The sequence below is a fragment of the Sphingobacterium sp. FBM7-1 genome, from assembly GCF_020687765.1.
Taxonomy (GTDB): Bacteria; Bacteroidota; Bacteroidia; order Sphingobacteriales; family Sphingobacteriaceae; genus Sphingobacterium.
Map to the genome: position 1 here is coordinate 333389 of NZ_JAJEWJ010000002.1, position 22168 is coordinate 355556.

General features: G+C 46.3%; 13 protein-coding genes. 11 read left to right on the forward strand and 2 right to left on the reverse strand.

What is annotated here, in order from left to right; genetic code table 11:
• The first annotated feature begins 11 nt into the window (after nucleotides 1-11).
• The 9 genes from LKO28_RS05780 (at nucleotide 12) to LKO28_RS05820 (ending at nucleotide 16420) form a co-directional block, all read left to right on the forward strand.
• Nucleotides 12-1826 (forward strand): RagB/SusD family nutrient uptake outer membrane protein, encoded by a 1815-nt coding sequence (locus LKO28_RS05780; protein WP_227693759.1) that lies wholly within the window; start codon nucleotides 12-14, stop codon nucleotides 1824-1826.
• 7 nt (nucleotides 1827-1833) lie between these two features.
• Nucleotides 1834-3009: a glycoside hydrolase family 105 protein gene (locus LKO28_RS05785; RefSeq protein WP_227693760.1), complete on the forward strand. Its 1176-nt coding sequence runs from the start codon at nucleotides 1834-1836 to the stop codon at nucleotides 3007-3009.
• Between the two features lie 92 nt (nucleotides 3010-3101).
• Nucleotides 3102-4205, forward strand: coding sequence for a glycoside hydrolase family protein (locus tag LKO28_RS05790; RefSeq protein WP_227693761.1), 1104 nt, complete (start codon nucleotides 3102-3104; stop codon nucleotides 4203-4205).
• Nucleotides 4206-4395: 190 nt separating this feature from the next.
• Nucleotides 4396-5844: a polysaccharide lyase family 1 protein gene (locus LKO28_RS05795; RefSeq protein ID WP_227693762.1), complete on the forward strand. Its 1449-nt coding sequence runs from the start codon at nucleotides 4396-4398 to the stop codon at nucleotides 5842-5844.
• 8 nt (nucleotides 5845-5852) lie between these two features.
• Complete coding sequence (locus tag LKO28_RS05800; RefSeq protein ID WP_227693763.1) at nucleotides 5853-7736, forward strand: hypothetical protein; 1884 nt, start codon at nucleotides 5853-5855, stop codon at nucleotides 7734-7736.
• 24 nt (nucleotides 7737-7760) lie between these two features.
• Entirely contained in the window at nucleotides 7761-9455 is a 1695-nt protein-coding gene (locus LKO28_RS05805) for a glycoside hydrolase family 28 protein (protein ID WP_227693764.1), read from the forward strand.
• 69 nt (nucleotides 9456-9524) lie between these two features.
• Nucleotides 9525-13112, forward strand: a complete 3588-nt coding sequence (locus LKO28_RS05810; RefSeq protein ID WP_227693765.1) for a DUF4450 domain-containing protein — start codon at nucleotides 9525-9527, stop codon at nucleotides 13110-13112.
• 24 nt (nucleotides 13113-13136) lie between these two features.
• Nucleotides 13137-15287: a hypothetical protein gene (locus tag LKO28_RS05815; protein WP_227693766.1), complete on the forward strand. Its 2151-nt coding sequence runs from the start codon at nucleotides 13137-13139 to the stop codon at nucleotides 15285-15287.
• 5 nt (nucleotides 15288-15292) lie between these two features.
• Nucleotides 15293-16420, forward strand: a complete 1128-nt coding sequence (locus tag LKO28_RS05820; RefSeq protein ID WP_227693767.1) for a glycoside hydrolase family 88 protein — start codon at nucleotides 15293-15295, stop codon at nucleotides 16418-16420.
• 15 nt (nucleotides 16421-16435) lie between these two features.
• Here the strand turns inward: LKO28_RS05820 and LKO28_RS05825 are convergent, their stop codons facing one another.
• Nucleotides 16436-18334, reverse strand: coding sequence for a family 43 glycosylhydrolase (locus LKO28_RS05825; protein WP_227693768.1), 1899 nt, complete (start codon nucleotides 18332-18334; stop codon nucleotides 16436-16438).
• A gap of 95 nt (nucleotides 18335-18429) precedes the next feature.
• The gene (locus tag LKO28_RS05830; protein WP_227693769.1) at nucleotides 18430-18765 is read right to left on the reverse strand and encodes a hypothetical protein; all 336 of its coding nucleotides are present in this window, start codon (nucleotides 18763-18765) and stop codon (nucleotides 18430-18432) included.
• Between the two features lie 93 nt (nucleotides 18766-18858).
• On the opposite strand from LKO28_RS05830, the gene LKO28_RS05835 reads away from it, so the two are divergent.
• Both LKO28_RS05835 and LKO28_RS05840 read left to right on the forward strand, forming a co-directional pair.
• Entirely contained in the window at nucleotides 18859-20703 is a 1845-nt protein-coding gene (locus LKO28_RS05835; RefSeq protein WP_227693770.1) for a hypothetical protein, read from the forward strand.
• A gap of 164 nt (nucleotides 20704-20867) precedes the next feature.
• Complete coding sequence (locus tag LKO28_RS05840; RefSeq protein ID WP_227693771.1) at nucleotides 20868-22157, forward strand: Gfo/Idh/MocA family protein; 1290 nt, start codon at nucleotides 20868-20870, stop codon at nucleotides 22155-22157.
• The last annotated feature ends 11 nt before the right edge of the window (nucleotides 22158-22168 follow it).

A 22168-nucleotide genomic window follows, 5' to 3' on the forward strand; every position in this document is an offset into this window, starting at 1 on the left:
ACCTAAGAAACATGAGAAAACATAGATATATCTATATAGCATTGGCAGGTCTTTTACTCAGCACATCGGGTTGTAAAGACTTTTTGGAGCTGCCGTCAGAAAAGGATTTTGACAGTTCCACGATATTTGAAGATGCCGGAAAAGTGGAAATGGCCGTGTTGGGAGCCTATACGAGTACCTTCAACGCGGAGCTATTTTACCAGTTTGGTATGGGTAACGACGAGATTTTTTCGACGGAAGGAGAAACCAACTCCAAAAACCAAGTTTCAAACTATGTGTATAGCCCAGCTATCAGCCCTACAAGTACCTATACGACGATGTATGCCGGGGTAGAACAGGCTAACGTATTGATTCGAAATATACCCTTGATGACGAGCGGCAGCGAGGCGGAGCAGCATCAATTGAATACGTTATTGGGCGAAGCTTATGCGATCCGTGCGATGAACATGTTGCATGTCGTCCGTCATTTTGGGGATGTGCCTTATCCGACCGTTCCTGTCGTGGAGATGCCGGATTTCGCATCGTCCCGCGTAAGCAGAGATACGATATTGGATGGTTGCGTACAGGATCTGCAACGCGCTATCGAATTGCTGCCATGGAAAGGCGAGTCGGGAATGCCGGTAGAGCGGGTTACGCGGAATGCCGCTTATGGTCTACTAGCACGTACCGCACTTTATGCAGCAGGCTATTCGCTGCGGTGGGATTTAGCTAGCTATGCGCCAGGTAGTGTGCAACTCGCTCGACGTTCCGATACGCAACGCATTCAAGCGTTATACGAAATTGCCCGAGATGCTTGCAAGGCCGTTGTGGATCGCGGGGAAAACGAGCTGGTCGACTATGAATCGATCTTTCGTGATCTAGTCAACGGGAAATATAACAAAGAGTCGATGTTCGAATATGGACAGAAAGGTGCCGATCGTAACGAGGCGCGCCTAGGGTACACCAACGGTATATTTGCGCATACCCAATCGTTTTATAACAAATCGCAGCCCGCGATGGCCGCACTTCCTACCTACTATTTTGAGTTTGAAGAGGGAGACGTCCGTCGTGACGTAACGATTTCAAACTATGCGATAACAGCCGAAAGTACGCATCAGATGAATACGTACGCGAACCATACGATTGGCAAATTTAGAGTCAACTGGAAAGCGGACGAAGGTGTTTCTGCGGCTCAACGAGACATCAACTGGATCCATTTACGGTATGCCGATGTGTTGTTGATGTATGCAGAAGCGGAAAATGAACTGAACAATGGGCCGACGTCCGTGGCTAAAGAAATGTATGAGAAGGTCCGTCTGCGCGCTTTTCAGAACGATCGTTCACAAATCGGCGAAACGCCAAGTACTTACGCAGCATTCCGCGATGCCATTATCCAGGAGCGTAAGTTGGAGCTTGGTTTTGAAGGTTGGCGTCGTACAGATCTTATCCGTTGGGGGATTCTATACGAAAAACTTACCGAGACGAAGCAGGAAGTCCTTGATCTAGCCAATCGCACCGGTAGATATGCAGCCGTTCCGCGGTACCGCGCCTACAAGATCACCGATGCGAAAGCATTCAACGATCCTACGGTAGCCTTAGCATTTATACCGTTTGCCAATGAGCCGACCGCTACGGAAAGAGAGGAGCTACAGAACCAAGGCTACACGATCTTGGACATGTATGGCAACACGGCAGCTTTTTTCAATAATAAGTTGGCAGCCAATGAAGTCTGGGTAAGAAATATCTACCGGGGCTTAGAGAAGAATAAAGTAGAATTATTCCCACTGTCCACCAACACCATCGATGCAAACACAGGATTGCGCGGACAGCAACACCCTTTATACTAATTTAGATATGTCAACTAGAAAAATAGCGCTTTCGGGTTTAATCTTGTTGCTCTGCTCGGTAGGGTTCTCGTCTAAAGCCTTAGCGCAAAAGCTATACATGCAGTTTGCAGAATCGGAACTTAAACGTTTCCCCGAGGCTTGGCAGATTGATCACGGCAAACGGCTGTATTTTGGCTACGGCCAAGGTCTAGGCTGTTTAGCCATGCTCAAGATGTGGGAGAAAACGGGTGACCAGAAATATTTCGATTATGTCGAAGCTTGGGCGGATACCATCATCAACGAAGCAGGAGAGATATACCTGTACAAACGGGATACCTATAATTTGGACTATATCAATCCGGGTAAAATTCTTTTCCCGCTTTACGAGAAGACTGGAAAGGAAAAATATAAGCTGGCTATAGAGCGGTTGATGGACCAATTGAAAGTCCACCCCCGTACACTGGAAGGAGCCTATTGGCATAAGCTGATTTATCCGCATCAAATCTGGTTAGACGGTGTGTATATGGCCGATCCTTTTATCGCGGCATATGGACAGTTTACGCAGGATAGCGCCCGCTATGAGGATGTGATCAACCATATACTCGTTACGGCAAAGCATACCTTTGACGCCCAGACGGGGCTCTATTATCACGCTTGGGACGAAAGTAAAAAGCAGCTTTGGGCCAATGACGTTACCGGGCAATCCCCTAATTTTTGGGGACGTAGTATCGGTTGGTGGTTTATGGCCTTAGTGGATGTGCTGGATTTTATCCCCACAGATTATCCCAAGCGAGACGAGATTGTAGCTATCATCAATGGTTTAGCGAAAACATTGCCTAAATATCAGGACGAAGAAGGCTTGTGGTGGCAAGTGATGGATAAGATCGGTCAGGATAAAAATTATCAGGAAGCGTCTGTCAACGCGATGTTTATGTATGGCTTCGCCAAAGCAGCGAATAAAGGATATATTCCTGCTTCCTATAAAGCGGTAGCCGAGAAGACACTAGCAGGCATCCAGAAGCGGTTGTTGAAAACGGAGGCCGATGGTACGCTTACCTTGATTCAATGTAATGCGGTGGCGGGTCTGGGCGGACATCCTTATCGGGACGGTAGTTATGATTATTACGTCAACGAACGTATCCGGGAAAACGATGCCAAAGCGACCGGTCCATTTATCATGGGTTTGTTGGAGTTGGATCGTTAGTCGGATATACAGGACAGCCCATGATACGGACAACGATACTTTTCTTTATTTTAGAGCTATAAACCTGAATCACTGCGTTAAAGGTAATAAACATGACAGAAAAACCAGGAGGACCAGACCGGCATTCCAGAAGAGATTTTATAAAGTCTGGATTATTTTTAATAACCGGGGCGGTCCTCGCACCGCCTCTGTTTGCGTTTCGCCCGGAAAATACGCCGGCTTTTACCTTGAAACCTATAGGACGGTCGTTGGCTTTGGATGATTACTATATCTGGTGTTCATCTCCGATATGGGGCGACGACGGGAAAGTACATCTTTTTTATTCGCGATGGAAGAAGGAAAAAGGGATGAGTGGCTGGCTGCGGGGTTCGGAAATTGCGCATGCCGTTGCGGAGCGACCTGATGCGCCCTTTACAGATCTTGGCGTTGTACTCCGTCCGCGGGAAGGATATTGGGACGGTACCACTTGTCATAATCCCCTCATTCAGCAAGTAGGGGATACCTATTACTTGTTTTACATGGGCAATTCGAATGGAAAAACTGATACCAAACGCATTGGCGTGGCGGTTTCCAAAAGTTTAGACGGTCCTTGGCAACGTTCGGATGAACCGACTTTAATGCCCGGGGCGGACGGCGCCTGGGACGACCATTGTACTACGAACCCTGCCTTTGTGAAGGGGAACGACGGTAAATATTGGTTGTTCTATAAATCGTGGAATACCGCGGAATACCAAAATCAGTCAGGAGCAGTTCGGGGAAACCGCAAGTATGGACTGGCAAAGGCTAATCATCCCCTGGGTCCCTATATAAAAGTATCAGACAGTCCGATCATCGACTTTTCGGGCCGTCCAAACAATGCGCAGCTAGAGGATGCTTTTGTTTGGAAAGAAAAAAGCAGATATTATATGATCGCACGGGACATGGGTTTTTACAACCACGAATATGGTCTTATACTCTCTTCCGCAGATGGTATCCATTGGTCAGAGCCACAGATTTCCTACCTCGATATGAAGAGCTATGTCCAAGAGGGCAAGCCGCCGGGACATCTAAAGCGTTTTGGGCGTTTGGAGCGACCCATGCTTTTGCTCGACAAAACTAAGGGAACCCCTCGGTATTTGTTTGGTGCAACACAGGGCGGAAAGGCAGAGACATCGACGACTTTTGTCTTTCAGATCGAATCGTATAAACTTTCGTAGACAGGGTAAAGCTTTAAAAGCTACGGGGTTTAGTCAGTTTTTAGATGAAATAGGTCAATTTTTAAATATATGAAAAGGACGTTTATGTTATTTTTGGATATGCTCGAATATAGGATAAGCATCCTTTTTTTAGCAAAGCTGTGCTAATCATAATAGAGAAAGACTATTCACTTATAAACACTTATTCGAAATGAAGAGTAACCCTTTTTTTAGAAAAACGCTTGCCCTCCTGCTTTTTGCGGGAATAGGAACCGCTGGCTGTAGCAAAGCGGATCTCGACGGAATACGCATTTATACGAAACCCGGTCAGGGACCATTCCCCGACTATGGTGAAGTCGTCGCGTTTCCCGGAGCTGAAGGCTTCGGTCGTTTCGCAACCGGCGGACGCGGGGGAGATGTGTACCGTGTTACTACGCTGGAAGATAGCGGAGAAGGTTCGCTGCGGGATGCGGTCAGCAAACCCGGGAGAATTATTGTGTTTGACGTGGCCGGGGTTATCCATCTCAGTAGTGTACTGGTACTTAGTTCTGATCTCACCATCTTAGGGCAGACTGCGCCCGGAGATGGTATTGTGCTATATGGGGATCGGATGTCTGCTTCAGGTGCTTCCAATGTTATTTGCCGTTATATCCGTGTCCGAATGGGGAAAAATGGTCCGAGCGGCCAAGACGCTATGGGGATTGCGTCTGGAGAAAATATGATCTTTGACCACATGTCGGCTACTTGGGGGAGGGACGAGAACTTTTCCATAAACAGTAATACGACGCGGAACATTACCATTCAGAATTCTTTTATTGGCCAAGGGTTGCAAAACCATTCCTGTGGCGGTTTGATGCAAACGACGGAAGAAAACGGTATTACCTTGTACCGTAACTTGTATATCGATAACAAAACGCGTAATCCGAAAGTGAAGGGTTTAAACCAATTTGTTAATAATGTGGTGTACAATTGGGGTAACGGCACGGCTTATGATATGGGCGGTGAGTCTGCTGGACTTTCGATTACGAGTATAGAAGATAATTATTTCATTAAGGGACCTGTGGTCAACTGGCAGGAGGTTAGACTGGATGACGGTAGTTTAGAACTGCAATTGGTGCCGATGAACCCTGCTCGTCCTTTTACGGGTGGAAATGAAAACTTTAGTGCATTTTTTGCCGGAAATCTTTACGATCACGACAAAGACGGTGCACTGAATGGTGTGGAGATTATACCTAGCTCCAATTGGGAAGAATATTGCTCGGGAAATCCGGTATTCCTCTCCGCTCGACCAAATATATTTCCGGAAATAGGGCAACAAACAAATGCAGCAGACGCATATGCATGGATTGTAGAACACGGGGGTGCGAGTTTACCAGCGCGCGATCAGGTGGATAGCTATCTGATTGAAGAATTAACTTCATTAGGTACTAAAGGGACAATTATCCAAAACGAACGGGATACGCAGCAGTTTCCTTTGGGAGGGCTCGGTGAAATCAAGACCGGCGAGAAACCTTTGGATAGCGACGGCGATGGTATGCCGGATAGTTTTGAAGATCAGTATGACCTAGATAAGAACGATCCGACTGATGCAACGAAACTTGCAAATAATGGTTACATGAACATCGAAAACTACGCGTTTTCTATTGGTTCTTCTAAATAAATATCCCTATGAAATCCATGATAAAAAGTCTGCAAATATTGTTTATCGCTGTTCTATTTGCAAATTGTTCTAAAGATGATCTACAACAAATCATCGTCGAACAGCCTAATTCCTTTGTTTTGTCGATCAGTGAAGCGAGTGAGTTGCGCTATCAGATTAAAGCGAACGACAAAGTTGGTATCAACGGAGAAGCTTATCCCGTGCTTTATAACGGTTTAGTCAGTCTTTATGATGTGCCGGTTAAACCCAAATATCTGGTCTATTACCCGGCGAGTGCGGAGTTTTCCAAACAAAATGTCAAATTTACTTTACCCCAAACCCAAAAATATGTAAAAGGAAGTGTCGATCCGGCTGCTTTTCCATTATATAGCCTAACGGACAACGAACGGCTAGACAGCATGACGATGGATGTGGTCTCCGGCGCGCTGAAACTAGTTATTCCGAGCAACGATATGTTCGCCGCTATCACGTCTGTAACCGTGTCTTCGGAAAGCGACTTTCTGGCCGGGACGATAAACGTTGATGCCGAAGACGGGGAGATCGAACTTCTCGAAGAACAGGCCTCAAAGAAAGTGACACTCAAAGGGGATATCGATATATCCAATGGTCAAGAAGTGTTTATCGCACTACCTCCTGGAACCTTTAGCGAAGCGTTGCAGATCAAATTTGCTACTCTTAAGGGGGTAGGAAGCTGCACCGTCAACCTCACGGGAGAGCGTATTGAAAGCGGGAAAGTTTTGGCTGTAGCGTTGGATGATATCGAATGGATGGCCAAAACGGATTATTATGGGAAAGCGAACAGTGTGATCGTTGCTCCTGGCGCTACCTCGGTTACCGTGGACTGTACGCCTTATTACACCACGAGTCTACGCTATACCTACGAAAATCATCCGAATGATGATGAAGACAAATTACCGCGTTCCGCCAAAATGTTATGGAACGATGTGTCTACGGATTTTGTGGGTGAGGTCGTGCTCGCCGTAGATGGTAAATCTTTTACGGCACAGCTCAACGGACAGCCCGGAAATGCGCTGATCGCTATTTACGATAAGGAGGATCCCGACGCTGCGGATGCGAAGATCCTTTGGTCGTATCATATCTGGGTTACCGAGACCCAGGAGATATCGCTTGGTGTGAACGGTAAAGGTAATGCGTACACCGTTTTAGACCGTAACTTAGGCGCGGTGTCGGCAACGGCAGGTGATTGGCGATCCATCGGCATGCTCTATCAATGGGGGCGCAAGGATCCTTTCGTTAGTACAGGTACGTTGGGCCAAAACTCAAATGCTACGATGTATGGCAGCAACGGGACGGTAAGTCTGCCTGTTGTCGCCGGTGGGGCGTCCACAGGGTCGATCGAATACGCCAACCAAAATCCTACACGTTTTATACGTTCGTCGCAGACGGGCAGTAGCACCGGATCGCGTCCGTTCCGCTACGCGCACGACTGGTTGTACTATGCGGACGATGCGTTGTGGGGGAATCCGGAAGGTTATAATTATCCGGCGTTCTCTACTTTGCGTAAATCTATCTACGACCCCTCACCGGAAGGGTATATGGTCGCGCCGGCAGATGTATGGCTAAAGGCTGCTTCGGGGACCGACAAGGCTGCCAGCATATTTGCCGACGCGACGTGGGATGCCACGAATTTGGGGTACCTGGTGCAGACGACTACTGGCGAAACTTGGTATACCATAGGTGGATGGCGTAGCCGGAGCAATGGTAATCTGAGCAATGCGAATTCCACGGGGTATTATTGGAGTAGCAGCGTATCCGGTGCGGTCAATGCGAATGCTTGGTACATGAGTATAAACTCGGGGGGAGCTACGCTTAAAGGAGCAAATAGCCGCGCAAATTCGGCATCGATTCGATCCGTAAAGATTATCGATTAAAATTAAATGAATAAAAATACAATCATGAGAAAAATGTTTTGTCGCTTAAAAACCATGTTAGTCGCGCTGGTATGCTTCGGTAGCTTATCCGTACAAAGCCAAGATTCCAGACCGACCGATTACGGTTATTTATATGCCGATCTACCGTTTGAGATGCCCCTGCTTTCTAAACCTGTGTTTCCTGACAACGAAGTGTCTATTCGCGACTTTGGAGGAGTCGGTGACGGTACAACGTTAAACACGAAGGCGTTTGCTGACGCGATGGAGTCGCTTTCCCAGAAGGGTGGGGGCCGCTTAGTAGTCCCTGCCGGCGTATGGTTTACAGGGCCTATTGTTTTCAGAAGCCATATCAACCTACACCTGGAAGATCGGGCGATCATCTTGTTTTCTCCTGATAAAGATTTGTATCCGCTGGTGGAAACCTCGTTTGAAGGCTTGGATACCCGTCGGTGCCAGTCGCCTATTTCGGGAAGAAACCTGGAAAATATTGCGATCACGGGCAACGGAGCCATCGATGGAAATGGACATTACTGGCGCCCGTTAAAGAAAGAGAAAGTGACGGAAAGCTATTGGAAACGGGCGACCGCATCCGGCGGAGCGTTTAAACGGGATAATTATTGGATGCCGTCTGCGCAATACCTCCACGGTGATACCATCAGCGATATGAATGTGCCACGCCATTTAAAAACGGAAGAAGAGTGGATGTCGGTAAGAGACTTTCTACGGCCGGTAATGGTGAGTTTTATCGAATGTCGGAACGTTTTCTTACAGGGGGTGATTTTCCAAAACTCCCCGGCCTGGAACATCCACCCATTGATGTGCGAAAATGTGATCTTGGATGGCGTGCAGGTGCGGAACCCATCCTATGCACAGAATGGCGATGGATTGGATCTGGAATCCTGTAAAAATGCGATTATCGTCAATAGCACCTTTGATGTGGGTGATGATGGGATCTGTATAAAATCCGGCAAAGATGAGGATGGTCGGAAGCGTAATCTCGCGACTGAAAACGTCATTATCGACAATTGTACCGTATTTAAAGGGCACGGTGGTTTTGTCGTCGGTAGTGAGATGTCTGGCGGTGTTAAAAACATTCTTGTGTCTAATTGTCAGTTCCTGGGTACAGATGTTGGGTTGCGGTTTAAAAGCCGTAGAGGTCGTGGGGGCGTAGTGGAGAATATTTTTATTCGTCATATTAGTATGTTTGATATCGCTACTGAGCCGCTTCACTTCAACCTCTATTATGGTGGCAAATCGGTGGTGGAAACCTTGGAAGATGGCGATGAATCCAAGATCATAGAAGAGATTCCACCGGTGGATGAAACGACGCCAACATTTAAAAATATTTATATCAATGATGTGGTGTGTGCAAGTGCTCGAAGAGCACTCTATTTTTACGGGCTGCCGGAACACATGATTGATAACATCAATGTAGAGAACTTTGTTGTCCATTCAAAAGTGGGGGGTGAATTGCTAGAATCGAAGAAAATCAACTTCCGAAATGTCGCCATTTATCCGGAAGCAGGACCGGCACTTATCCTGCGAAATGTACAAGATGTACGCATTGAAGGATTAAAAACAGACGTTCCTTCGACGGTGTTTCAGGTGTCCGGGCGTCGATCGGCCGATATCCATATTCATGGAGCGCATACCGACGCGCAGATAGAGAAAGGGCGCGACCTGCGGACCGATGTTTTGAATTTGCAAAAGAGTAATTGATTAAAAACTATAGGTGTTAATAAGAAAAATAGAAATAAACAGGAAAGTAGATAATTCTTTCGAGTAATTATGGTGAAGAGATTTGTAGCGGTACTCCTGCTGAGTGGAGTTTGTACGTTGGCTGGCATGGCACAGTCTAAGCATTGGCAAAATAATAATCGTCATTTGCATTATACGGAAGACCAGGGTGATTTTTTACTGGTTAACGGTAAGTATCGTTTTAATCGGGCGCTCTATGGGACGCATAAACCCTCGCGTGTAGAAGCGGGCGACCTACCGGAGTTTGCGCTCTACATGCCGGGCATGGCTGGGAACCTACAATTTGTGTTAGAGAGCAACGGAAAGTTTAAGAAACTGATTGATGCAGCCCATATTGAAACACGCTATCGTTCCGGATCGATGCTGTATCAAATACAGGATCCTTTGATTGGCAGTGGGCAAATCCGTATCACGGTATTGGCACAAGCGGAGGAAGAGGGAATGATCGTCAAGCTGGAAGCAAATGGGATGCCTAGCGACGCGAAGATACACACCGTTTTTGGCGGTGCTAGCGGACGTAAATTTAGTCGGGGCGGCGACATTGGCGCGGATCCCGAATCTGGCTTTTATCTATTGCCGGAATATGCAGTCAATAACCGCTATCAATTAGCAGGCAATAATTTTGAGCTGACCTATTTGGATGGAAAGGGGAACCCAGAGTTTGTATACGGAACCTTTTCCGATACGGATCAAATCCGACTGTCTGACGCTAAAGTGCTGGATGATTTGACTAAATTGACGGAAACGGGAGCGCAGGGTAGTCCTATCGTTTACAACACCTATGGTTTGGGAAGCCAGCCGGTATATATCCAAGTAGCGAAGGGGCAGCTAGCGGGACGGAAATATAACAAGAAAGACCTGTCTGAGCGATATGACGCTGCCGAGCAGAGGCGTTTAACGTTGGCAAAACGTGTAAAATTAAAAACGCCCGATCGATACTTAAATACGTTTGGAGGGGCTTTAGCCGTAGCAGCTGACGGGGTGTGGGAGAGTCCGACCTTTTTGCACGGAGCGGTAGCCTGGCGCATGCGTTTAAATGCTTGGCGAGGAGCCTATTCCGCCGATGCTTTGGGATGGCATGATCGGGCCAAAGAACATTTCTCCAGCTATGCAAACTCCCAGGTATTGGAACCGGCTAAGGCAAAAGTGGTGATGGATACGGCGTTACATTTAGCCCGGCATATCGAGGAAATGGGAACGTCCATGTTTTCGAGTGGATATATCTCCCGCAATCCCAATAATAATACCGTAGCGCATCACTACGATATGAACCTCGTGTTTTTTGACCAGATATTTAGTCATTTCGATTACACGGGTGACCTGACGTATGCCCGGGAAATGTGGCCTACGATCGAGCGTCATTTGGATTGGGAGCGTCGTAACTTCAAAAGAGGTGGACTTTATGATGCGTACTGTGCCATATGGGCAAGTGATGGATTACAATATTCGGGAGGAGGAGTAGCGCATACCTCTGCCTATAATTATCGGGCGAACAAAGCAGCAGCTAAACTCGCAAAACTGCTCGGCAAAGATCCTTCGCTTTATGAAAAAGAAGCAGCGGAGATTGGTAAGGCGTTACGGGAACGACTTTGGCTAGAAGAGAAAGGCTATTTTGCCGAATATCAGGATGCTTTGGGACAGCAGTTGGTGCACGATAAGCCGGGGCTATGGACGATTTATCATATAGCAGATGCTTATTTGTTGGATGAATTCGACAGTTATCAAAACACCCGCTATATCGATAATCACCTGCCCCATATTCCCGTTCAGGTCGAGGGACAAGAGCAGGAAGGGCTTTATACTTTAGCCACAACAACTTGGCAACCCTATACGTGGTCAGTCAACAACGTGGCGCTAGCCGAGAATCTGCAGGGCGCTTTAGCCTATTGGCAATCGGGACGGCGAGATGATGCCTTCCGTCTGTGGAAGAGTAATATCATGGAAAGTATGTATCATGGGATTAGTCCAGGTAACTTTCAACAATTGTCACATTATGACGCCTTCCGGGGTGAATTATACCGAGATTTTGCAGATCCTATTGGGGTAGCTTCACGGACATTAACGGAAGGGCTGTTTGGTTTTTATCCTAAATTGTTAGATAAAAGGATTTTAGTAAAACCGGGCTTCCCGTCAGATTGGGATTTTGCGGAGATCGAACTTCCAGAGTGGAGTTATGCGTTTCGACGAGATGCTGAAAATCTATATTATACGATCCAAACCCAATACGAACAACCGGTGGTTTTAAGCATGGAAGTGCCGCTAAACTTTGCCTACATGAATTCGGTTGAGGTGAATGGAGAATCGATAGATTGGAGGGTGAAAAGATCATCGATCAATAAACCTGTTCTGACGTTTGAAGCACCTGCCGCGACAGAATTTGTCGTGAAGATAAACGGTGTAGGTCAATTGGATTTTCCCGAAAATGCGTTGGTCGAACAATCTTACACGGAAGCGTTTACCCTCGCCTTACCATCCAGTGTGAAACTCATCGAGGTTTACGATCCGCAAAAGCTCCTCACGGGGCAATCTGACAATACGTTTTCCTTTGTACAGCAAAGCCGTAAAGGTAGCTTCTTCGTGAAGCTGAAACAGGGAAACCTGACTTGGTGGCATGCTGTGGATGTATCGCTGCTGGATCCGGTGGGAATTGATGTTCAGGCGAAGGGGGATGTAAATTACTTGCATTTACGAAATTATACGGATAAGCAGTTGGCCGGCCGGATAGAAAGTGTAGGTTTTGACGAAAACGTGTCGTTTTCGCCCGCAACTGTTACGGCAATTGAACTATCCGACCAATTGTTGACGAAAGGGACTAATATTTTTCAAATCGATGTCGCCGGGACACAGGTACCCGTGAAACAGGTGCAATGGGAAATACAAAATAAGGGTACATACCACACCCAAGATCTTTCTGCCCACTATAACGCGCGGGTAGGAGACATCTTTGAGCAGCGTTACTTATCGCCACGTACCGATGTGCCAACGTTACAACTACCGTGGCAAGGTATCGGAAACTGGTGTTATCCTTTGATCGAGGCGAATATTGATGATAGTGGTTTGATGGCAGCACGTAAGCAGGAGGTGGTCAATTACCTGGATATTCCCTTCTTGATTAAGGGCACGTCTAAAAACGTATTGTTTGTCAGCCAATGGGATAATTATCCAACGGTACAGGAGATACCGCTGTCGGGTCAGGCGGACAAGGTATATTTATTGATGACTGGATCAACCAATCCCATGCAGTCACAGATGGTTAACGCACGTGTCAAAGTGGTCTACGAAGATGGGGAAGAAGCTGTTTTAGCATTAAAAAACCCGACAAATTGGTGGCCGATCGAACAAGATTATCTCGATGATAACTTTGCATTCGAAATTCCCGATGCGGATATCCCTTACCGGGTAGCACTAAAAACTGGTGAATTATACCGCGGTGGCGAAAAAAAGCAGTACACCGAGATTAAAGGGTATACAACCCGAGCCGTGGACGGTGGTGCCGCGACGATTCTGGACTTACCGCTGGATGGCTCCAAAAAATTGAAGTCGTTACAGCTTGTTGCAGAAACTAACGATGTGGTAGTCGGCCTTATTGCGGCTACACTCTTACAAAATGAGAAATAGATTGCTAAATATAAATAGATATAAATGAGTAGAAGTTTGATAACAGGGCTTGGCGCAGCCCTCTTGATTTTCGCCTCTTGCCAGACGCCAGAGCGTGAAAAAATTGATCGAAAAGCGGTTGTGCAGCGACACAATATCGTTAATCAATCGGCCGATACCTTAGCCTCCCTGACTGTCGGTAACGGTGTTTTTGCGTATACCGTAGATGTCACGGGTATGCAGTCCTTTCCGGTATATTACAAAAAGGGTGTGTCGTTGGGAACCCAGTCGGAATGGGGTTGGAACACCTTCGATAACGATGACAATTACCGGTTTGAAGAGACCCTCAAATCATACGATTTTAATAATGAGGGCAGGGACGCAAAATACAGTGTTCAACATAAAGAAGGGGGGCGGAATACCGAAGCGACAGAATATTACCGGGTGAATCCGCATCGTCTGCAGCTGGGGAACGTGGGCCTACAATTCACGTTGAAAAATGGCGAACAAGCCACAGTCGATGATATCCAGCAAGCGGAACAGACACTGGATCTTTGGACCGGACTTATCCACAGTAAATTTACGGTAGAAGGTGAATCGGTAGAGGTGTGGACAGCCGCGGCGCAGTCAGCAGATAAAATTGCGGTAAAAGTTTCTTCTCCATTGATCGCGGATGAGCGTCTACAAGTATTTGTGCGCTACCCCTTCCCGAGCGGACAGTTTCTAGATGAAGCCGCCTATTATGAAAAGGAAGATCAACACGAAAGTAAGCTTATTCGCCATGACGAGCAGTCGGCCGTATTGGAGCATGTTCTTTCGGGAACAAATTACTTCACGGGTTTAGATTACACCAAGGGAGAAGTTGCAGAAGCCGGTAAGCATTATTTCGTCTATACACCTTCATCCTCGTTGGAAACATTTGAGTTTTCATTCGCTTTTGCACAGCAGAACAATTTTTCGGCTAGCGCACCAGCCTATGATAAGGTCGCGGGAGAAAGTCAGGAAGGTTGGCAAGCTTATTGGGAAAGTGGTGCAGCGGTAGATTTTGATGGTAGTACAGATCCGCGCGCGCATGAATTGGAGCGTCGTCTTGTACTTTCTCAATATTTAACGAAGGTGCAGTGTGGCGGTGATTTTCCACCGCAGGAAACCGGTCTGACCTTTAACAGTTGGTATGGTAAACCGCACACGGAGATGCATTGGTGGCATGGGGTACATTTCGCACTTTGGGGACGTCCGGAGATTATGGAAAAAACGCTGAATTATTATTTCCATACGTTTGAGAAAGCAAAAGCTTTGGCCGAACGACAAGGGTATAAGGGTGTACGTTGGATCAAAATGTCCGACAACGACGGCAACGAGAGTCCATCTTCCGTAGCGGCTTTCCTAATTTGGCAGCAACCGCATATCATTTATATGACGGAATTGGCCTATCGCGATAAGCAAGATAGCAAGGTGTTGGAAAAATATAAAGATTTAGTTTTTGCTTCGGCAGAGTTTATGGCAGACTACGCCTACTATGACGCAGAAAAAGATCGCTATAACCTCGGATTGGGTGTGATCCCGGCACAGGAGGTTTTCCGCGCTGCCGAAACTATCAATCCTACCTATGAGGTGGCTTACTGGGACTGGGCATTGCGCATTGCACAAGAATGGAAAGAGCGTTTAGGTGAACCTCGGGTTGCCGAATGGGATGACGTAATTAACAAACTGGCGCCATTACCGGTACAGGGCGACGTTTATCTCGCTACTGAAACCGCAACGGATTCGTATACCTTTCCGAAATGGATGACGGATCATCCGGCGGTTTTGGGCGCATTGGGTATGGTTCCGGAATCTCCGAAGTTGGACAAAGCTATTATGAAAAATACTTTGGATACCGTCTGGGAAAAATGGTTTTGGGAAAAAACTTGGGGATGGGATTTTCCGATGACGGCTATGAATGCTGCGCGCCTGAATTTACCGGAGAAAGCTTTAGATGCGTTATTTATGGATATCCAGACAAATACCTATCTTAAGAACGGACATAATTACCAAGATGGAAGATTGCGGATCTATCTGCCGGGCAATGGAGGTACATTGACTGCAGTAGCGATGATGTTAGAAGGTTGGGATGCTTCGGAAGGTGATTTCCCAGGCTTCCCGAAAGATGGTTCATGGAAAATTAAGAAAGAAGGATTTAAAAAGATGCCGTAGGCGATATGAAAAAACTATTTTTATTTATGTTATTAGGCTGTGGAAGTGTTGCTTCCATGGCCCAAGACTTCACGACAAAGCAAGAAGTTGTGAAGCAAATGCGCTTAGCGAATGATTACTTCATGGAGAAGTGGCCTGATCCGGGAAAAACCATTATTACCAATAAAGAGCGCCGCGGAAATATCTGGACACGTGGCGTCTATTACGAAGGATTAATGGCGTTCTATAAGATCGATCCGACAAAAAGGTATTACGATTATGCGGTAGAATGGGGCGAGAAGCACGATTGGAAGCCGGTACGCGGCGAAGTGTATACACGCCACGCCGACAACCAAAATTGTGGGATGACCTACATTGATCTCTACCGTATCGATCCACAGCCTGTACGCTTGGAAGCGATTAAAGCGAACATTGATTCGGTAATCAGTAGTGGCCGTTACAACGATTGGACCTGGATCGATGCGATCCAGATGGCTATGCCGATCTTTGTGAAGTTGGGTGTAACGCTCAACGATACCAAGTATTTTGATTATATGTACAAGATGTACCATCATATCAAATATGTGGAGGGAGGAAATGGTCTATACAATCCGGAAGATAAATTATGGTGGCGTGATAAAGATTTTGTTCCACCGTATACAGAGCCTAATGGCGAAGACTGCTATTGGTCGCGGGGTAACGGTTGGGTATTAGCGGCGTTGGCGCTTGTTTTGCAGGAGTTGCCGACCAGCGATCCGCATTATGCGGAATATCTAGCAGATTTTAAAAATCTTGCCGAAGGTGTGGCTCCTTTACAGCGCCCGGATGGCTTCTGGAATGTAAGCTTGCATGATCCGAATCATTTTGGCGGGAAAGAAACGTCGGGTACGGCTCTGTTTGTGTATGGCATGTCCTGGGGTATAAACAACGGTATCCTAGATAAAGCAACTTACTTGCCGATCGTAGAAAAGGGCTGGACAGCTATTACGAGCGAAGCCTTGCAACCAAACGGTTTCTTAGGCTATGTACAATCTACTGGTAAAGAACCGAAAGACGGCCAGCCCGTAACGGTAGATAAAATGCCGGACTTTGAAGATTACGGCTTGGGATGTGTATTGCTTGCCGGAACCGAGATCTATAAAATGGTGGAGTAAACTTGTTGGTGCCGACTACAAAGTCGGCACCACTTTTTTAATCGTTCCGTCCGCGTTGAATTGTAGGCGGTCTATACACACCTCGCGATGGTATCCAGCGGCGCGCCCCATATCAATGCCGTTGGGACGGCTAAAGCGGTGATAAACGATGTGCCACTCGTCTGTTTTGGGGATTTGTAAAACCGAATTATGCCCCGTGCCGTAGATTCCTTTCTCCACATCCTTCACCAAAATAAGGTTGTCTTCTGGGATCTCCATCGGCCCTGTCGGTGATTTAGACATGGCGTAGCGCACGCGATAATCCTCGCTACGCGTATCGTTTTCCGAATATAGAAAATAGTAGATGCCGTTGCGGTAGAAGACTTCGACGGCTTCCCGGAAGTGGGGTAACGAAAAGGTCTGAAGCGTCTCTTTCTTCATCGACACCATGTCGTCGTTTAGTTCGACGACAGCTACATAACCATTTCCCCAATAGAGATAATCTTTGCCGGATACTGGATCGTGAAATATATCGGGGTCTATTTCGGCACCTCTGTTGATACCTTCCGGTTTCCAGTCGACCAATGGCGCGCCCGAATCGACAAATGGGCCGGTTGGCTCGTCAGATACAGCCACACCGATTTTCCCTGCTCCGGTGTAATAATAGTAATATTTATAGGCACCGTCTTCCTCCTTCTCGATGATACAAGGTGCCCAAGCCTTCTCACGCGCCCAAGGGACATCTTTCGCTAAATCGAGGATAATACCTTCATCTTTCCAATTCACCAGATTCTCGGAAGAGAACGTTTTAAAATAATGACCACTCCATTCCAAGAATCCGTCACTGGTAGGGTAGAGGTAATATTTTTTGTCGCGTTGCGAATAAATAATCTCCGGGTCGGCGTAATAGCCCGTTATAATCGGGTTTTTGTTGATGTCTGGGAGACCTGCTGGTTTTCCCCATTTGTCGATCAGCCTTCGTAGCTCTTCGTTGGTCACGGAAACAATAGATCCATGACGCGGTTTGAAATCCATTGATATTTCCTGATCAATGGTTGTGAAATTTTCTAAATCGTCACTTTTTGTAAAGTGAAACTCTTTCTTGCGATAAACATCGTACATCAGGATATAGGTGTCCGAATTGTTCAACTTAAATACGCTGGAGCCCTCGACAGACTCTCGGGTTTGTTGTTTATATCCTTCCTTTTCGTTCCATTGGCCGGAAGTAAGCGAGGTAGTGGTCGCGAGCTTAATGCCATCCCCGTGTCCCTCGGTTTTATAAAACATATAGTAAAGGCTATCCTGATAATGGATAATGTCGCCATCAATGCACGGTTTGCCATCTTTCGGGAAAAATAGTTGTTTGGGCTCAGTTTCCAGATCGGTAAAGTCCTTGTTGGCATAAGCATAATAAATAATATCCGGGCCGTCTCCGTGTTTCATTGACCAATAAATCATGTATTTATCCGCCTCTTTATCATAGATCGTTTGAGGAGCCCATACGCGTTTTAGGTCTTCTTGTCCGCGATATTTCTGCTGGATATTGACGATATTGGAACTCCAATTGACTAGATCGGTCGATTTCAGCAATACCATGGCTCGGTTGGAATCCCAGCCTTTGGAAGCCATCATATCCGTAGCGACCATATAAAAAGTTTTGCCGTCTTCTGCACGAAGAATATGTGGATCGCGTAGTCCGCCCGCAGAACTGATCTGTTTGCTGTCAAAAACGGGTTCATTATCGTTGAGTGCAAAATAGTTATAACCATCCAAGCTGATAGCAAAACGAATGGCTTCCCCATTTTCTCCTCCGCCGAAATAGGTGAAAAGGTACCCGGTTAGGTCTTTCTCGAGAACTTTGTGGTCTTGAGCGGATAGCTGCGTTCCACATAATAACAGCATGAAGAGCAAGCATAGGGTGTTGATTTTTTTCATAGCGATTTAATATATACGATCTAGCAAATACAATACTAAGCTATTTTTTGTGGACGGGCAACCTGTGGTATCCTAGTCTATTTGTAGGGTATCGGTTAAGGCTGTTGGACGTTTTCTACATATCTGAAAGAACGGAAGGAAAAACAGTAACTATTTCTGAGATTTACCGAATGGTCTACGATCTTTTGGTGCCCCTTTTTCATAAAAAGGGAATGGTGTATCGCGCGAAGTGTTCCCTTTTTCCAATAGAGTGTTCCCTTTTTGGTGTAGAGGGAATGATGTATCCCGCCAAGCGTTCCCTTTTTCCCATAATGTGTTCCCTTTTTGCTGAAAAGCGTTTGGTAAACATCGCAAACCGTACGGTGTATGGGGCATATCTCCGTAGTATCCCACGAAGTGTGTAAACGTACGGCATTGTCCCATTTTGTCATCGACTATTTATAGGATAACAGGATAGGGCAGGATGCTGTAGCGAACGGAAATTATTAACTTGTACACACCATGTATAAAATAAACCTCTTCCTATGCGCTATTACCAAATCTTCTACAGCACTTTATTGATTTTTTTGACAGGTACATGGGCGTTTTCTCAAGACACCAGAGAACGCCACTATATGTACGAGATACTCAAGCCCAACCACGCACCCAAGCCGGATGTCAATGGATTTGCAAAAAAAAGAGTTGAAGAGCCGTTGGATCGTGGATTGACGGTTGCTTATAATCATGAAAAGCAGGCTGCCCATGTTAGTTGGCGGTTGTTAAAAGCGGATGATGAAGGTGTTGGATTTAATGTGTATCGGAGCGTGGGGAAGGAGACAAAGAAACTAAACCAAAAACCAATAACCGCCACGACGGATTTTGTAGATACATCCATCAAAGATAAACAAGCTACCTATTGGGTGGAGGCGATCAACGACCAAGAAAGAACAACTAGTGAGAAGGTGTCTTTCGGACCTGTGGGGGGCGACGGAGCAAACTACCATCGTGTCAAACTTAAAGATCCAAATGTAACTGCGGGCAGAGTAGCGGTAGCAGATCTCAATGGTGACGGTAAATATGATTACATCATTCGGCATCCAAATAGTAACGTAGATCCGGGCGTGCGAACGCCCGATGATGGAACAACGTATAAAATAGAAGCTTACTTACATGATGGTACTTATCTATGGACAATGGATTTAGGTTTAGGTATCGAACCGGGGGTTTGGTATTCGCCTTTTATCGTCTACGATTTTGATGGTGATGGAAAAGCTGAGGTGGCATTGAAAACTGCAGCGGATGACTATCTGAAAAATGAAGCCGGTCGAATATATGGAGGGAGTGAATATCTATCTATATTGGATGGTATGACAGGGAAAGAGATTGCGCGTGTCGACTGGCCGGAACGGAATAATCGGTATGGAGATGTAAACCGGCAAAACCGAAATCAGATCGGTATGGCCTATTTAGATGGAAAGACACCGTGTATCCTCGCGATGCGAGGCACCTATAGATTGATGGTGGTGGATGCATGGCAGCTAAATAATGGGAAATTGGAAAAATTATGGCGATGGGATGGTGACGAGGAAAATCCGGTTGTCCGAAGCCAAGGTGCACATAACATGGTTAGCGGGGATGTAGACGGCGATGGAAAAGATGAAATCTTGTTGGGATCTTGCATGCTGAATAGCAATGGAACGTTGCGTTGGTCGACAGGATTGGGGCATTCGGATAAAGCGTATTTGACGGACATTGATCCGAATCGGGAGGGAATGGAGGTATTCTTGGCTATTGAGCCTTGGATTGATAATGGTTATGGGGTGAGTACGGTGGATGCGAATACGGGGGAACGTATTTGGGGTGTGGGGCATAAAACTTTCCACGTAGGAGATGGTATGGTAGCGGATATCGATCCGAGTAGTCCGGGGCTAGAGTGTTTTGCATCAGAAGATAGAAAAGGTGGCTCTACCGATAAATATATGTTGAGCGCCGACGGAAGAAAACTGGCCTCCAATGCTGACGTGCCGCCTTGTCGAAATTGGATATGGTGGGATGCAGGAAATGTTAGACAACTTTTTTTTGGCGATGATAACCGCTGGGGCGCAGAATCGATGTCAGGAGGCAGGAGTCAGTCCATCGGTTACTGGAAAGGCGAGAAAATTGCAAAGGGTATCTATGGTGATATTATTATGATTGCCGATCTTTTCGGAGATTGGAGGGAAGAGGTGATTACCGCATTACCGGGCGAACTGCGTATTTACCATACGGCTATTCCGGCAAAAGATCGGAAGATCACTTTAATGCAGGATCCAATTTATCGAAGCTATGTATTGCAGCGTTCGCAGGGGTACCCACAAGCCCCGGTGCCATCCTATTATTTGGGAGAGTGATGGCTGGAGTTTTTAACTTCGTTGTAATTTTTCATCATTGTTGTAAAAGTTAAGGATTACATGTAACTTAAACAATTCATAGCGCACTATGCAACCGATTTCATTTAGGGGGTTGCGGTATGTATAATGGATGTATAGTACCTATAGAAATTAAAAACTTATATATGATGAAAAGAAAAAGTTTTATTAAAAGTGCTGCGGTGCTAGCCGCTTCTACCATGTTCTATAAAGCAAATGCTTTTGCCGCCCAAAACAAGACGCTAAAAGTGGGCGTTATCGGCGTGAAAGGGATGGGCTGGTCTAACTTAATGGCATTGTTGAAACAACCTAATGTGCAGTGCACGGCGCTATGCGATGTCGATGAACGTGTTTTAGATCAGCGGATAGCAGAACTTCGGGAGAGAGATATTGAGGTTAAACGCTTTATTGATTATAAAGAATTACTGCAAGGAGATTTAGTGGATACGGTTATTATCGGGACGCCCGACCATTGGCACTGCTTACAAATGATCGATGCGGTAAAAGCAGGTAAACATGTGTATGTAGAGAAACCGATCGGAAATTCTATCGCTGAATGTGAACTCATGGTAGCAGCAGCGCTAAAATACAATAGTATTGTGCAGGTGGGGCAGTGGCAGCGTAGCCAGCAGCATTTTAGAGATGCTGTTAATTTTGTGCACTCGGGTAAACTTGGAGAGATTAGGTTAGTAAAGGCATGGGCGTATCAGGGTTGGATGAAGAGCATCCCGGTAAAGCCTAATGAACCTGTACCAGCTGGGGTGCATTACGATAAATGGTTAGGTCCGGCCGAGAAACGTCCGTTTAACCCAAACCGTTTCCATTTTGAATTTCGTTGGTTTTGGGATTATGCCGGTGGATTAATGACGGATTGGGGGGTGCATATGTTAGACTATGCCCTGTTGGGTATGCAGGTTTCCGATCCGAAATCGGTAATGGCTGCGGGAGGTAAATTTGCCTATCCCGATGATGCCGCGGAAACCCCCGATACCTTGACGGCCGTGTTTGAGTTTGATGGGTTTAATATACAATGGGAGCAGGCTACGGGAATTAATCTTGGACCTTATGGCAAGGACCATGGTATTGCTTTTATCGGTAATAATGGCACACTGGTGCTGAACAGAAAGGGGTGGGAAGTTATTCCAGAAGGCGAGCGAATGGCGGCTGTACCGTTTCAAGCGAGCCAAGACCGCGGTCTGGATAATCACATGGCCAATTTTGTACAGGCTATAGCGCGTAAAGATCGTACAATGCTGCATGCGCCGATCGAAGCCGGAGCACATATAGCAATTTTTTCGCAAATGGGGAATATTGCTTACCGAACCGGAAAGAAACTATATTGGAATAAAGAAAGTCGAAAATTTACAGATCCCGAAGCTAACCGTTACCTAGCATCGGCATACCATAACGGTTACCATTTACCGCAAATTTCTTAACCTTTTATTTA